Here is a 13,259-nt window from a genome sequence, read left to right as displayed (position 1 = left end):
CCGCCCACAGCCCCCGCACCGAGGCGGTCCCGGGGCCCGGCCGCCTCCCCGCCGTACGGGCGCCCGACGCGGCTCTGTGCGCCCCCGGTCGGCCCCGTGTCAGCGGTCGGCGGGACCGCTGTGCGCGCTGCGCGTGCGCCCGGCGGGACCGGTGCCGGCCCCGCGTGGGCGGCCCCTCCTTTCGTGGCCTGGTCCCGACCGCCCACCGAGGGAGACACACCATGTGGACCGGACTGCTGCACACCGCCGAGCGCGAGTTCCTGCGTTCGGACCTGGACCCGCGAGAACTCGCCGCCCTGCTCGAACCGTTCACCGACCCGCGCCCCGCGACGCTGCTGGAGGTGCGCGAGGCCCTGCTCTCGGGCGCGGTCGCGCGCCAGGTGCGCGACGCCGTCTGGCGGCGGGTGATCATCGACGCCCGCCTGTCGGAGGAGTGGATGGTCGCCGCCGTCGGCCTGGCCGTGCCCGGGTTGAAGGCGTGCGCGCGGCGGCTGTGCGAGGGCCTGGAAGCCTGCGCGGCCGAGGACGTCCAGGGGGAGGTCCTGGCGGGTTTCATCGCCGCCGTCCACGAGATCGACACCGGCTGGTACCGGCTGCCGTGGATGCTGCGCTGCCGCGCCCAGCGAGCCGGCCTGCGTGCGCGCCGTGACGCCCTCGCCCACCCGGTGGCGGGGGAGGGGCCCGAGCGGGGCGCCCTCGCGCCCCGGCCGCCCGGGAGCCCCGACCTGGTGCTCCGGGACGCCGTCCGCCAGGGCGTGCTCAGCGAGTCGGAGGCGTGCGTCATCGGCCTCACCCGGCTGGAGGGCGTCCCGCTGACCCGGTTGGCGAGAGAACGGGGGACCGCGTACTGGAAGCTCGCCAAGCGGCGCTCCCGCGCCGAGAAGCGCCTGGCGGACGCGGTCCGCTCCGGCCGGGTCGCCGCCCGCTCGCCGGTCCCGGCGCCGGCCTGAGGGTCCGGACCGGGTAAAGGAATGCCTTGACCCGGTCCAATCCCGCCCCTCCACCGGCTTCTTTCCCAGTAGGCGAGCGGAAGGGGGCGGGATGGGGGATCCGCGCGGTACGGGACGGACGCGGCGCCTGCCGGCGGCACGGACCTGCGTCCTCGCGGCGGGAGCGGCCCTGGCGCTCGTCGCCCTCGGCGGCGACCCGGCCGCGGCCGAGGTGGAGGCCTACACCGTCCACATCAACGAGGTCGTCCGGCGCCTGACCCGGGTGGGGCAGAGCATCGCCGTCTCCTTCGCCGTCCTGTTCACCGTGGTCGCCGGTCTGCGCTGGATCCTGGCGGGCGGCGAGCCGGGGGAGATCGACAAGTCCAAGCGCGCCTTCGCCGGCGCGGGCATGGGCTACCTCGTCGCCTTCTCCGGCGAGGTGATCCTCCTGGCCCTGGACTACGTCAACGGCTACGACGCGTGACGGGGGCGCCGGTGAGGCCGGGGGAGCCGGAGGAGCACGGGGACGCCGCCACGGAGCAGACCTACGCGGAGGTCTTCGACTGCGGTGCCCTCGAGGTCTCCTGCCACATCACCCAGTGGTTCCACGGGCTGGTCGTCGGCGTCCTGGACCCCCTGCTGGGCTGGGTCGCGGGAAAGCTGTTCGCGACCCCCGGGCCGACCGCGGGGGTGACCGCCGTGTGGGAGGGCGTGTCCGCCACGGCCAACGCCCTCTACCTGCTCCTCGTCCTCGCCGCCGGGTTCGTCCTCATGGCACACCACAGCGTCCAGGCCCAGTACGGGGCCAGGGAGGTCCTGCCGCGCCTGGTGGTGGGGTTCGTCGCCTCCAACGCGTCGCTGAACGTGGTGGGCCTGGCGGCGGAGGCCTCCACCGCCGTAGCCCGGGCCGTCGGCGACGACGGCATCGACGCCGGCGCCGCCGCCCGCCACCTGAGCAGCAGGTCCACCCCCTTCCTCGCCGACGAGACCTCGGCGGTGGTGCTGTTCCTGCTGGTCCTCGTGGTCCTGCTCGTGCTGTGGGTGGTCGTGGAGATCGTCCGCGTGGTCATCGTGATCCTGCTGATGGTCGGCGGCCCGCTCATGCTGATGTTCCACGGGCTGCCGCAGACCAACCGGGTCGCGCAGATGTGGTGGCGGACCCTGGCCGCGGTGTGCCTCGTCCCGGTCGCCCAGGCGATCGCGTTCGTGGCGCTGACCCGCGTCTTCTTCGAGGGCGACACCCGTGCGCTGTTCGGGGTCGTGCACATCGTGCGCGGCGAGGCCGACCTCTTCGACCTCTTCCTCCTCCTGGTGCTCGTCTACGTTCAGATCCGCATCCCCGTGTGGGCCTACAGGGCCGTGTGGTCCCCGCCGGCCGGAAGGTCTCCGGCGGCGGACGCCGCCAGGTCCCTGGCCTCGACCGCGGTCCTGGTCGCGGTCACGGCCGCCACCGGAGGGGGAGGGGCGCTCGCCGCCGCGGCCCGGAGCACGGGCGGCCGGACCGGCGCGCTCCTGCGGGCGGTCGAGCGCCGCCCGCGCGCCGAGGCGAGCGTCCCCGCCCTCCCCAGGCGCGTGCGCACCTGGCGCTTCGGCACCCCGGACTCCGGATCCTCCCCCGGCTCCGCGTCCTCCGCGCCGCACCGGTCGGCCGCCGCCCCCACCTCCCGGAGCGCACCGGGACCCGCGCACGCCCCGCCACGGGGACGGGGAGGGCCGGCGGACGCGGCCGCGCACCGGAGGCCCCGCAACGCCCCGGCCCCGCCGCCCGCAGGACCGCCGGACGGACGGGGAGGGACGCCCCGGGCCGTCCCGCGCCGCCCGGGCACACCGCCCGCGACCGGGGCCGACGCCTCCGCCGTCCGGCCGGAGCCGCCACGGGACCGCGGCGCCGAGCCGCGGCGCGGCCGGAACCCGCCGGACCCCGACGCCCGGCCGGTACGACCCCGGGCCGAGCCCGGGCACCGCCGACCCGTTCCGCCCCGGCACCGGCCGCGGCGCGAGACCTGAACCGACACCGAAGGACGGCCTCATGGACCAGGACGCCTCCACCTGGCGGGCACGCGTGCCCGCCGACATCGACCGCCCCGAACCCGTGCTGTGGAACCTCACCGCGCGCCAACTGCTGCTCATGGCCCCCGCGGCACTGGCCTCCTGGGCCGTGTTCTCCGCCGGATCCGGACACCTGCCGGCGTGGCTGCCGGGGATCGCGGCGGCCGTACTGCTCGGCCCCGCCTGGGCCCTGGCGTGCGGACGCAGGGACGGCGTCGGCCTCGACCGCCTCGCCTGGTCGGCCCTGCGCTGGAGGACCGCCCCCCGCACGCGGCGGGCGGACGAGGCCCTGCCCGCGGTCGGCGCCGACGGGGTGGTGGACCTGGGCGGCAGGTCCGCCGTCGTCCTCGCCTGCACCAGCGTCCCGCTCCACCTCCTCTCCGGGGAGGAGCAGGACCGGGCCCTGGCCACGTTCGCCGCCCTGCTCGACTCCCTGGCCGAACCCGTCCAGATCCTCGTCCGGCGGCGCCCCACGGACCTGGCCCCGCACGCCCGGCGGCTGCGCCGCGACGTCCCGAGGCTCCCCGCGGGGCTGCGCCGCGCGGCCCTGGCCCACGCCGCGTTCCTCGACGACCTGCAGGCCCGCCACGAACCCACCCGCCACAGCGTCCTGCTCGTCCTCACCTCCGACGGCGCCCCGGAGACGGCGGGGGAGGCGCTCCTGCGCCGCGCCGAGGACACCGCCTCCCACCTGGCGGCGCTCGACGTCCGCGCCCTGACCTGCGACGGACCCACCGCCGAACGGCTCATCCGGGAGTCCCTCCCCACCGCCGGCACCGAGGGGGCCCACCGGTGACCGCACCCGAGATCCGCCTGCGCCCGCGCCGCCTGGACTCGGACGGCTGGTTCGCCCGGACGATGGTCGTCACCGGCTACCCGCACCAGGTGCGCGCCGGATGGGCCGACCCGCTCCTGTCCTTCCCCGGCAGGGTGGACGTGGCCTGCCACCTCACCCCGGTGCCCGGACCGCTCGCCGCCCGACGCCTGCGCCGGCGCCGCGCACGCCTGGAATCGGCGTGGCGCACCGACACCGCCCACGGACGCCTGGAGGACCCCCAGCGCACCGCCGCGGCCGAGGACGCCGCGGACCTGGCCGAACGCGTGGCGCTGGGGGAGACGCGCCTGTTCCGGCTCGCCGTCTACGCCACCGTGCACGCGCCCACACCGGAAGAGCTGGACGCCGACGTGCGCCGCCTGGCGGCGCTGGCCGGATCGATCCTGGTCGACCTGTCGCCCGCCACCTACCGCGCCTGGGAGGGATGGCGCTCCACCCTGCCGCTGGGCACCGACACCCTGCGCACCGGGCGCACCGTGGACACCGAGGCCGTCGCGGCGCTGATGCCCTTCGCCGGGGCCGAACTCCCCACCGGCGCCGGGCGCACCGCCGTCGTCCACGGGGAGAACGCCCACTCCGGCGGGCTGGTGGTCTGGGACCGCTTCCACGGCGGCCTGGACAACGGCAACGCCGTCATCCTCGCCCGCAGCGGCGCCGGAAAGTCCTACCTCGCCAAACTCGAACTCCTGCGCTCCCTCTACACCGGTGTGCAGGCGAGCGTGATCGACCCCGCCGACGAGTACGGGCGCCTGGCCGAGGCCGTCGGCGGCGACCGCGTCCGGCTCGGGCTGCCCGGGGGCCGCCTCAACCCCTTCGACCTGCCCGCCGCCGAGGACCGGGCCCCCACCACCCGGGCCCTGTTCCTGCACACCCTGGTGACCGCCATGGTCGGCGCCCTCACCGCGGACGAGGGCGCCGTCCTCGACCGTGCCGTCCTGGACGCCTACGCCGGACGCGGCATCACCCCCGACCCCGCCACCTGGCAACGCACACCACCGGTCATGGCGGATCTGGGCACGGCCCTGCGCGACTGGACCGGCCCGGCCGAGCAGGCCGGCGCCGCACGCACCCTGGCCGCCAGGCTCGGCCCCTTCACCCACGGCTCCCGCCGGGACCTGTTCGACGGACCCACCACCGCCCGCCTCACGGGCCACCTCACCGTCGTCTCGCTGCGCCACCTGCCCGAGGAGCTCAAGACCGTCGGACTGCTCCTGATCCTGGACGCCCTGTGGCGCCGGGCCCGCGACCCCGCCGACCGCAGACCCCGGCTCATCACCATCGACGAGGGCTGGACCCTGCTCCGCGACCCGGTCGGGGCCCGCTACCTGTTCGACCTCGCCAAGAACGCCCGCCGCCACTGGACCGGGCTCACGCTCGTCACCCAGGACGTCGCCGACCTGCTCGCCACCGACCTCGGCCGCGCCGTCGCCGCCAACGCCGCCACCCAGATCCTGCTCCGCCAGGCCCCGCAGAACCTCGACGCCGTGTGCGAGTCCTTCCACCTCTCCCGGGGAGAGCGCCGGATCGTCGCCACCGCCGAACGCGGCAGCGCCCTCCTGGCCGCCGGCCGCCACCGCGCCGTGTTCCGCGCCCTCGCCTCACCCGTCGAACACCGGCTGATCACCACCGACCCCGCCGAACTCGCGCACCTGGAAGGCGAAGACCGATGAGCGCCCTGTTCCCGGCCACCGCTGCCGCCACCGCCGGATCCGCCCTGCTGCTGTGGGCCGCCTCCGTCATCGCCCTGCGCCTCGCGCGCACCGCCTACCTCTCCCGAGGGGCCCACACCCTGGAGATCCACGCGCCGCCCCGGACCACCGTCGACCACGCCCTCGCCTTCTGGACCCACACCCTCGGACTCCTGCGCCCGCGCTGGACCCACCGACTCGTCCCACCCCACCTGGCCTGGGAGTACGTCGCCTCCGCCGACGGGGTGCGCATCCAGATCTGGGTCCCGGGCACCGTCGACGCCCACGCCCTCGCCCGCGCCGTGGCCGCCGACTGGCCCGGCGCCACCACCCGCCTGCGCCGCGCCACCGCCGCCGTCCCGCGGGGCGAGCACGTCACCGGGAGCTGGCAGCGGCTGGCCCGCGGGGACCAGTACCCGCTCCGCACCGGCTTCGCCGACGACCCCCTGCGCAACCTGTTCGGCGAACTCTCCGACCTGACCCCGGGCCAGCACGCCGTGGTCCGCGTCTGCGCCCGCCCCGCCGGACCGCGCCGGGCGGCCGGCGCCCGCACCGCCGCCGCACGCCTGCGCGGCCTCGGCACCCCGCTCCTGGCGACCGGCACGCCCTTTCGCGGCGGCGGCCGCACCACCCTGTACCCCGGGACCGCCGACGACGTGCGCGCCATCCTCACCAAGGCCGCCTCACCCCGACTGGCCTGCCAGGTCATCGTCCTGACCAGCACCGAGCACCCCGGCCGCCCGGCGGCCGGACGCCTGCGCGCCCGGGCCAAGGGCATCACCGCCTTCCTGTCCGCCTACACCTCCGGCCTCAACGGGTTCCGCCGCCAGTGGACCCCCTTCCCCGGCCTGTGGACGGGCCGCCGCCACCTGGCCCGCGGCTCCCTGCTCAGCACCGCCGAACTCGCCGCCATCGCCCACCTGCCCACCGACGCAGCCGTCCCCGGACTCACCCGTGCGGGCGCCCGCCGCGTCGCCCCCGACCCGCGGGTGCCCCGCGCCGGCCGCGTCCTGGGCGAGGCCGACGCCGGTCCCCGCCGCCCCGTCGCCACGGGGATCGCGGAGGCCCGCCAGCACACCCACGTCATCGGCAAGACCGGCTCCGGCAAGTCCACGCTCCTGGCGCGCATGGTCCTCCAGGACGCCGAGGCCGGACGCAGCGCCCTGCTCCTCGACCCGCGCGGCGACCTCGTCCTGGACGTCCTCGACCGCCTGCCCAGACGCTCCGTCGACGCCACCGTGCTGTTCGACCCGGCCGACCCGACGCCGCCGCCCCGGCTCAACGTCCTGCGCCTCGGCACCCCCGAGCACGCCGCCGACACCCTCACCGGCATCTTCCGCAGGATCCACGCCTCCTCCTGGGGGCCGCGGACCGAGGACATCCTCAGGGCCACCTCCCTGACCCTCGCCCGGGCCCAGGACCCCGGCCTGACCATCGGGCACATCCCGCGCCTCCTGGCCGACGACGCCTTCCGGGCGGGAGTCCTCACCGGACAGCGCCCCGATACCGCGCTCGACGACTTCTGGCACTGGTACACGCTCCAGTCGCCGCAGATGCGCGCCGCCGCCACCGACCCGCTCCTGAACAAGCTCCGCGCGATCCTGCTCCGACCCTGGGCCGCGTCCGTCCTGGCCTCCGGGGCCTCCACCGTCGACCTGCCCCACCTGCTCGACCACGGCGGCCTGATCCTCATGCGCCTGCCCAAGGGCCGCCTGGGCGAGGACACCGCGTCGCTCGTCGGCACCCTGGTCCTGGCCGCCGCCTGGAACGCCGTCACCGCCCGCGCCACCACGCCCGAGCACCGGCGCCCGGACACCTGCCTCTACCTGGACGAGGCCGCGAACTTCCTGCGCCTGCCCGGCTCGGTCGCCGACATGCTCGCCGAGGCCCGCGGCTACCGCACCGCCATGGTCATCGCCCACCAGGAACTCGGCCAGCTCCCGCCCGCCACCCGCGCCGCCGTGGCCGCGAACTGCCGCACCAAGGTCTTCTTCACCACCTCACCGGACGACGCCGCCACGCTCGCCCAGCACACGCTCCCGCACCTGAACGCCCACGACCTCTCCCACCTGGGACCCCACCAGGCCGCCGTGCGCACTCTGCACGGCGCCGCCGAACTGCCCGCGTCCACCATGCGCACCGAGCCCCTGCCCGAACCCGTCAACGGCCGCGCACGCCAGGTCCGCAAGGCCGCCCGCCGCTTCGCCCCGCAGCCCGAACGCACCCGACGTACCGACCCGCGCCGACAGGAGCACCACCGCTGATGGCCACCATCCGACTCACCGAGCGCGACCTGCGCATCCTGGACACCCTGCACCTCCACCGCGTCCTGACCACCCCGCAGATCGGCGAACTGTTCTTCTCCGGCACCGCCTCGCGCGCGGCACAGCGCCGCCTGCTCGGATTCGCCGAGAACGACCTCGCCGACCGCTTCACACCCCGCCACCACGGCTGGAACGCGCCCCACCACTGGACGCTCGGACCCGAGGGCGCCAGGGTCGTCGCCACCCGGCTCGGCCTCACCCCGAAGCAGATCGGCTACCGGCCCGACACCCACCTGCGCCTGCGCGCCTCCACCCGGCTCGGCCACGCCACCGGCCTGGCCCAGACCTACGTGCGCTTCGCCACCACCGCCCGCGCCACACCCGGCGCCACGCTCCAGCGCTGGTGGTCCGAGGCCCGCTGCCGCACCGCCTGGGGGCACCGCGTCTGCCCCGACGGCTACCTGCGCTGGCGCCAGGACGGAACCACCCTGGACGCCTTCGTCGAGTACGACACCGGCACCGAGCCGCTGGTCCGCCTCACCGAGAAGATCAGCCGCTACCGCGACCTCGCCGTGGAGACACGGCTGGCCACCCCGGTCCTGTTCGTCGTCCCCGGCCCCAGGCGCCTGACCAGCCTGTGCCGCGTCCTGGACGGCGGCCCCCGGGTACCGGTCCACGTGACCACGCACGCCCGGCTCGCCTACCCCGGCCCCACCCGCCCCGTCTGGCGCAGGGCGGGCGACCCCGACTGCGGTGTCCGCCCGCTCGTCGAACTCGCCTGACCGGTGCTCAAACCGGTCGTCGGGACCGCCGCCCTCGTCATGGTGCTGGTCACGGTGCTCGGCGCGGTCGGGACGGGGAGCGGCGAGCGCGAACGCGTCGAGGACGCGCGGGCGCAGGCGGGGGAGGTGCCCGGAATACCCGCGGTCCTCCTCGACGCCTACCGGCGCGCCGCCCGCGGCCTGGAGCAGCGGCACCCGGGCTGCACGGGGATGAGCTGGGCGGTCCTGGCGGGCATCGGCCGTGAGGAGTCCGACCACGCCGCCGGCCACACCATCGCGCCCGACGGGGACACCGACCCGCCCGTCGTCGGACCGAGGCTGGACGGCACCGGAGCGGGCGGCAACCGCACCGCCCACACGGACAGTGACAAGGGACGTTGGGACGGTGACACGGAGTACGACGCCGCGGTGGGGGTAACCCAGTTACTACCGGCGTGGTGGGCCGGGCACGGAGTGGACGGCGACGGGGACGGCGAGGCCGACCCGCACAACGTCTACGACGCCACCGCCTCCACCGCCGCGGAACTGTGCACCGGCCACCCCCTGGCGACGGTGGACTTCACCCACGAGGAACAGCTCGCCGACGCGCTCTCGCGCTACAACCCCTGGGACACCTACGTTGAGAACGTCCTGGCCAACATCGCCGAGTACGAGGAGTTCGACACCGCAGCGGACGGAGGGCACGCCGTGAGCGGATCCGGCGGCGAGAAGGGCCGGACCGCCGCCGAATGGGCCCTCGAACAGGTCGGCAAGCCCTACGTGTGGGGCGGGACGGGCCCCGAGGGGTTCGACTGCTCGGGCCTGGTCATGAAGGCCTGGCAGGCCGCGGGGGTGCGGATCCCGCGCGTGACCACCGACCAGGTCGATGCCGGGGAGACGGTCGCCCTCGACTCCCTCGTCCCCGGCGACCTGCTCTTCTACGACACCGGCAGCGGCCCCGCCCCCTCCCACGTGACCATCTACGCCGGCGACGGCACGATGGTCAACGCCGCCCGGTCGGGGACGGACATCCGCGTCGAGCCCGTCGAGGGGCCGTACTACTCCGCCCGCTTCATGTCCGCGACCCGCCCGGGGTAGGGGAGGGAGAGGGAACCGGGGAGCCGGTGACCTCTGCCGTGCCGAGGTGGTTCAGGGCGGTCGCGATCTGCGCCGATGAGTGCTCGCCCAGGTCGTAAGGTTGCGTTGGGAGACGGTCGCGGCTGTGGAGAGCCACTGGGCGACGGGTGTCCCTCACTCTGGAGCGCAGGGTGGTTTCCGTCCCGGCGAAGGTCCCTCGGTCACCGGAATGGTTGATCGGATGGAGTCCTCCCGCTGGTCACGACGGATCACCGTCGCGGCCGTGCTGCTGCTCGCGGGCATCGCCGCAGTGGTGTCCCGCTCCCACATGTACGAACTCGCCCTGCGCCACGGCTCGGCCCGCCCCGGTGCAGGAGTTCGTGTGTCGACGTCCGGCCCGAAGGGAGCCCCTGCCCATGATGGTCCCCACCGACGCGCTGGCGGAACTGCGGCGGATCCACGAGCACGAGCCCGCACTGCTGGACGGCCCGCTGCCCGAGTGGGGACTCACTCCGTTGTCGGGAGGCCGCAGCAACCGCGTTTACCGATGGGACAGCCCGGCCGGCCCGGTGTGCCTGAAGCTGTACCGCACCGACAAGCGCGACCGCTCCGGCAGCGAAGCCCTGGCTCTGTCCCATCTGGAACGGCACGGTGTGGACCGGGTGCCCCGGCTGTTGTGGCACGACGACCATGATGTGCTGCCTGCCGCAGCCTTGACGCTGCTGCCCGGCGCCCTGCTGGAAGCCGATGCGCACCTGGGCAGGCCCTGGCCTGCGCTGGTCGAAAAGCTGCGCGAGATGCTGAACGTGCCGGTCGGCCCGTTCGCCGAGCTGTCGCGGTCGGAGTCGGCCGGCCACTACATCCACCGCATCACCCGGGTGTGGGCGCCCGCCCTGCGCGAGGCCGAACCGGGCCCGCTCACCCGCGACCTGGAGGCGATGTCGGCGGTGTGGGAGGACGCCGGTGACGCCCACACCTTGGCCGCCCCTGCGCCACGGGTGTTCTCCCATGGCGACAGCAACCTGCTCAACTGGCTGTGGAACGAGGCCACCGGAACGATCGCGGTGGTGGACTTCGAGTTCGCCGGGTACAGCGATACGGCCTACGAGGCCGCCGAACTGGTCGAGCACATCAGCATGCGCCACATCGACGACGACACCCTGCGCGCCCTGGCCGTGGACATAGGCGTCGACGGCGGTCACCGGGAGCGGTTCCTGGCCGCGCAGCGCACCTGCGCGCTGCGGTGGCTGGCGGTGCTGTGGCGGCAGCGCGGCAAGCGGGCAGAGGAGTTCGACGTCCAACGCGAGCGGGTGCGGCTCCTCCAGCAGGCGCCGTTCCTGTGAGCCGCGGGCTCGCCCCCTGAAAGGGTCGGGCCCGCGCCTGCCATCGATAGCTCCGAGCACGGCTGTGCTGGACGCCTCTTTCACGCGCTGAGTTGCCGGGCCTGTGATGCCGTGTCCGCGGTGGGCAGGGCCGCCGAGGCCAGGAGGGCCAGCTTCTCCGCGTCCGAGGACCCGGCGTCCGGGTGGTACACCACGAGTTGCAGGGTCTCGGCCCCGCCGATACTCAGCCGCTCCCTGTTGAGGTTGAGCTCCCCGACCTGCGGGTGGTCGAACCGGAGCTTCTCCCCGCGCTGTCCCCGCACCTCGTGCCGGGCCCAGAGCTGGCGGAACCGGGCGCTGGCCAGGGCCAGCTCTCCGGTGAGTTCGATGAACCGGGGGTCGTCGATCTCGTTGCCCACGGCCTGCCGCAAGTTCGCGATGTAGCATTCCGTGACGTTCTCCCACTCCGGGTGCAGAGCCTGCTCCGCCGGATCCAGGAACATGTCCCGCAGTTGGTTGCCCCCCACCACCAGGCGCGGAGAGAGCTGCCTGGCCAGGGCGTTCGAGGCCAGGATGTCGAAATACCGATCCTCGACGAAGGCCGGTTGGGCGAGGGAGTCCAAGAGCTTGAGCGTGCCAGGAGGCACACTCTCCTTGCGCGGCCGCCGTCTGCGCCTGCGCGGTGTCTCGGCGACCAGGGTCGACAGGTGGGCGAAGTGGGCGTCGTCGAGGCGCAGCACCCGCGCGATCGACTCGAGCACCTGCGCCGAGGGGTTGCGATCGCGGCCCCGCTCCAGCCGCAGGTAGTAGTCCGCGCTGATCCCGGCGAGCATGGCGACCTCCTCGCGCCGCAGCCCGGGAACACGCCGCACGCCGAACTCGGGGATACCCGCCTGCTCGGGTGACACCAGTTCGCGTCGAGCACGCAGGAAAGCGCCCAGGGGGTTCGATGTCTCACTCATACGACCAGCCTAAAGAGTGCCGGGGCGGACAGAGGGGGCCCTGTCGCACCCCAGGCTCCGGAGGGCCCTGTCGTCGACGCGCGACCGTGCATAGCGTTCCCCACGACCCGATCGCGACACCTACTCCGAGGGGACGGGCATGACCGTCACATTGATCACCGGCGCCAACAAAGGCATCGGTTTCGAGACAGCCCAACAGCTGGTGGCGTTGGGCCACACCGTTTACATCGGCGCGCGTGACGTCGGACGGGGCGAGAAGGCGGCGGCGGAGGCCGGCGCGCGCTTCGTGCAGCTCGACGTGACCGACGACGCGTCGGTGGCCGATGCGCTGGGCGCCATCGACTCGGCCGAGGGCCGGCTCGACGTCCTGGTGAACAACGCGGGAATCCAGGTGCTCGGGGCCCCCGACGGTCCCACGGCCCTGCGGGTCTTCGACACCAACGTGGTGGGCATCGTGCGCGTCACGGAAGCGGCGCTGCCCCTGCTGCGCAGATCCTCCAACCCCACGGTGGTGACCGTGTCGAGCAGTGCCGGGTCGTTCTGGGCGGTGACCAACCCCGACCGGCCGGAGTTCCACCTGCCGTCCGCTCTCGCCCTCTACTCCGCGTCCAAGACGGCGGCCACCATGCTGACGCTCCAGTACGCCAAGTCCGAGCCGGGCATCAGGTTCAACGCACTGGAGCCCGGCACCACCGCCACGGACATGACGGCCGCCTTCGGAATCGGAAGGCCGCCCGCGGAGAGCGCGAGGGCCGTCGTGCGTCTGGCGGGTCTCGACGCCCACGGTCCGACCGGGACCTTCCAGGACGAATTCGGGGAGTTGCCCTGGTGAGCCCGTGCGGACCCCGGAGGAGAAGCAGGAGCGACCGCCGTCACGACCGGTCCGCGGAGGGCATCGCGAGTCGTCGGGATTCCGGTGCGGTTCCCGACCGGGTCCGGAGAGGAAGACATCATGGCCGACTTTGACATCCACGAGTTCTACCGTCGTTACGTCGGGGAGCTCAACGCCCACAAGTTCGACGGCATGGACGAGTTCATCCACGACGAAGTCGTGCTGAACGGTGTTCCGGGCACCCGGGACACCGTCATCGCGCTCCAGAAGGCGGACATCGAAGCAGTGCCGGACCTCCACTGGGAGGTCCAGGAGTTCCTCGTCGACGGCGACCGCGCGGCGGTCCGTGCGATCAACACGGGAACCCCCGTGAGGGAATGGCTCGGAGCGGCTCCCACCGGAGCCTCGTTCGAGATCGTCGAATACGCCGTCTACGAGATCCGGGACGGACGCTTCGCACAGATGACAGCCCTGCACGACGCCTCGGACCTGGAACGGCAACTGGCCGGCTGACCACCGGGGCCGCGGCCGGGCCCTCAT

General features: G+C 74.4%; 12 protein-coding genes. 11 read left to right on the top strand and 1 reads right to left on the bottom strand.

Features of this window, described 5'->3' with window-relative positions:
* Positions 1-221: 221 nt before the first annotated feature.
* From OUQ99_RS19420 to OUQ99_RS19380, 9 genes are all read left to right on the top strand, one after another.
* On the top strand, positions 222-950 hold the full coding sequence (locus OUQ99_RS19420; protein WP_267945204.1) for a hypothetical protein: 729 nt from the start codon (positions 222-224) through the stop codon (positions 948-950).
* A gap of 91 nt (positions 951-1,041) precedes the next feature.
* A complete protein-coding gene (locus OUQ99_RS19415; RefSeq protein WP_267945203.1) occupies positions 1,042-1,413 on the top strand; it encodes a hypothetical protein in 372 nt (123 codons plus the stop codon).
* An 11-nt stretch (positions 1,414-1,424) separates the two neighbouring features.
* Positions 1,425-2,936, top strand: coding sequence for a hypothetical protein (locus tag OUQ99_RS19410; protein ID WP_267945202.1), 1,512 nt, complete (start codon positions 1,425-1,427; stop codon positions 2,934-2,936).
* Between the two features lie 22 nt (positions 2,937-2,958).
* Entirely contained in the window at positions 2,959-3,774 is an 816-nt protein-coding gene (locus OUQ99_RS19405) for a PrgI family protein (protein ID WP_267945201.1), read from the top strand.
* The gene (locus tag OUQ99_RS19400) at positions 3,771-5,483 is read left to right on the top strand and encodes a VirB4 family type IV secretion system protein (protein WP_267945200.1); all 1,713 of its coding nucleotides are present in this window, start codon (positions 3,771-3,773) and stop codon (positions 5,481-5,483) included. Before OUQ99_RS19405 ends, OUQ99_RS19400 begins: the two co-directional genes overlap by 4 nt.
* Complete coding sequence (locus OUQ99_RS19395; protein WP_267945199.1) at positions 5,480-7,765, top strand: type IV secretory system conjugative DNA transfer family protein; 2,286 nt, start codon at positions 5,480-5,482, stop codon at positions 7,763-7,765. The genes OUQ99_RS19400 and OUQ99_RS19395 overlap by 4 nt, the downstream gene beginning before the upstream one ends.
* Complete coding sequence (locus tag OUQ99_RS19390; RefSeq protein ID WP_267945198.1) at positions 7,765-8,547, top strand: replication-relaxation family protein; 783 nt, start codon at positions 7,765-7,767, stop codon at positions 8,545-8,547. The genes OUQ99_RS19395 and OUQ99_RS19390 overlap by 1 nt, the downstream gene beginning before the upstream one ends.
* A gap of 3 nt (positions 8,548-8,550) precedes the next feature.
* Positions 8,551-9,624 carry a C40 family peptidase gene (locus OUQ99_RS19385; protein WP_267945197.1) on the top strand — a complete coding sequence of 358 codons (1,074 nt, stop codon included), beginning with the start codon at positions 8,551-8,553 and terminating at the stop codon, positions 9,622-9,624.
* A 395-nt stretch (positions 9,625-10,019) separates the two neighbouring features.
* Complete coding sequence (locus tag OUQ99_RS19380) at positions 10,020-10,946, top strand: aminoglycoside phosphotransferase family protein (protein ID WP_267945196.1); 927 nt, start codon at positions 10,020-10,022, stop codon at positions 10,944-10,946.
* Between the two features lie 80 nt (positions 10,947-11,026).
* Here the strand turns inward: OUQ99_RS19380 and OUQ99_RS19375 are convergent, their stop codons facing one another.
* Positions 11,027-11,887 (bottom strand): helix-turn-helix domain-containing protein, encoded by an 861-nt coding sequence (locus tag OUQ99_RS19375; protein WP_267945195.1) that lies wholly within the window; start codon positions 11,885-11,887, stop codon positions 11,027-11,029.
* Between the two features lie 139 nt (positions 11,888-12,026).
* On the opposite strand from OUQ99_RS19375, the gene OUQ99_RS19370 reads away from it, so the two are divergent.
* Both OUQ99_RS19370 and OUQ99_RS19365 read left to right on the top strand, forming a co-directional pair.
* On the top strand, positions 12,027-12,719 hold the full coding sequence (locus OUQ99_RS19370) for an SDR family NAD(P)-dependent oxidoreductase (RefSeq protein ID WP_267945194.1): 693 nt from the start codon (positions 12,027-12,029) through the stop codon (positions 12,717-12,719).
* 120 nt (positions 12,720-12,839) lie between these two features.
* A complete protein-coding gene (locus OUQ99_RS19365) occupies positions 12,840-13,232 on the top strand; it encodes an ester cyclase (protein WP_267945193.1) in 393 nt (130 codons plus the stop codon).
* Positions 13,233-13,259: the final 27 nt, after the last annotated feature.

Origin of the sequence: Streptomonospora nanhaiensis, assembly GCF_026642255.1 — a bacterium.
Classification (GTDB): Bacteria; Actinomycetota; Actinomycetes; order Streptosporangiales; family Streptosporangiaceae; genus Nocardiopsis; species Nocardiopsis tropica.
Note: the sequence above shows the minus strand (reverse complement) of the source record. Positions and strands in the feature narration are given on the sequence as shown.

What these genes read in the sequence shown, in the direction of transcription:
- OUQ99_RS19420 (WP_267945204.1), top strand. Translation starts at nt 222, where the DNA reads ATGTGGACCGGACTGCTGCACACCGCCGAGCGCGAGTTCCTGCGTTCG.
- OUQ99_RS19415 (WP_267945203.1), top strand. Translation starts at nt 1,042, where the DNA reads ATGGGGGATCCGCGCGGTACGGGACGGACGCGGCGCCTGCCGGCGGCA.
- OUQ99_RS19405 (WP_267945201.1), top strand. Translation starts at nt 2,959, where the DNA reads ATGGACCAGGACGCCTCCACCTGGCGGGCACGCGTGCCCGCCGACATC.
- OUQ99_RS19395 (WP_267945199.1), top strand. Translation starts at nt 5,480, where the DNA reads ATGAGCGCCCTGTTCCCGGCCACCGCTGCCGCCACCGCCGGATCCGCC.
- OUQ99_RS19390 (WP_267945198.1), top strand. Translation starts at nt 7,765, where the DNA reads ATGGCCACCATCCGACTCACCGAGCGCGACCTGCGCATCCTGGACACC.
- OUQ99_RS19380 (WP_267945196.1), top strand. Translation starts at nt 10,020, where the DNA reads ATGATGGTCCCCACCGACGCGCTGGCGGAACTGCGGCGGATCCACGAG.
- OUQ99_RS19375 (WP_267945195.1), bottom strand. Translation starts at nt 11,887, where the DNA reads ATGAGTGAGACATCGAACCCCCTGGGCGCTTTCCTGCGTGCTCGACGC.
- OUQ99_RS19370 (WP_267945194.1), top strand. Translation starts at nt 12,027, where the DNA reads ATGACCGTCACATTGATCACCGGCGCCAACAAAGGCATCGGTTTCGAG.
- OUQ99_RS19365 (WP_267945193.1), top strand. Translation starts at nt 12,840, where the DNA reads ATGGCCGACTTTGACATCCACGAGTTCTACCGTCGTTACGTCGGGGAG.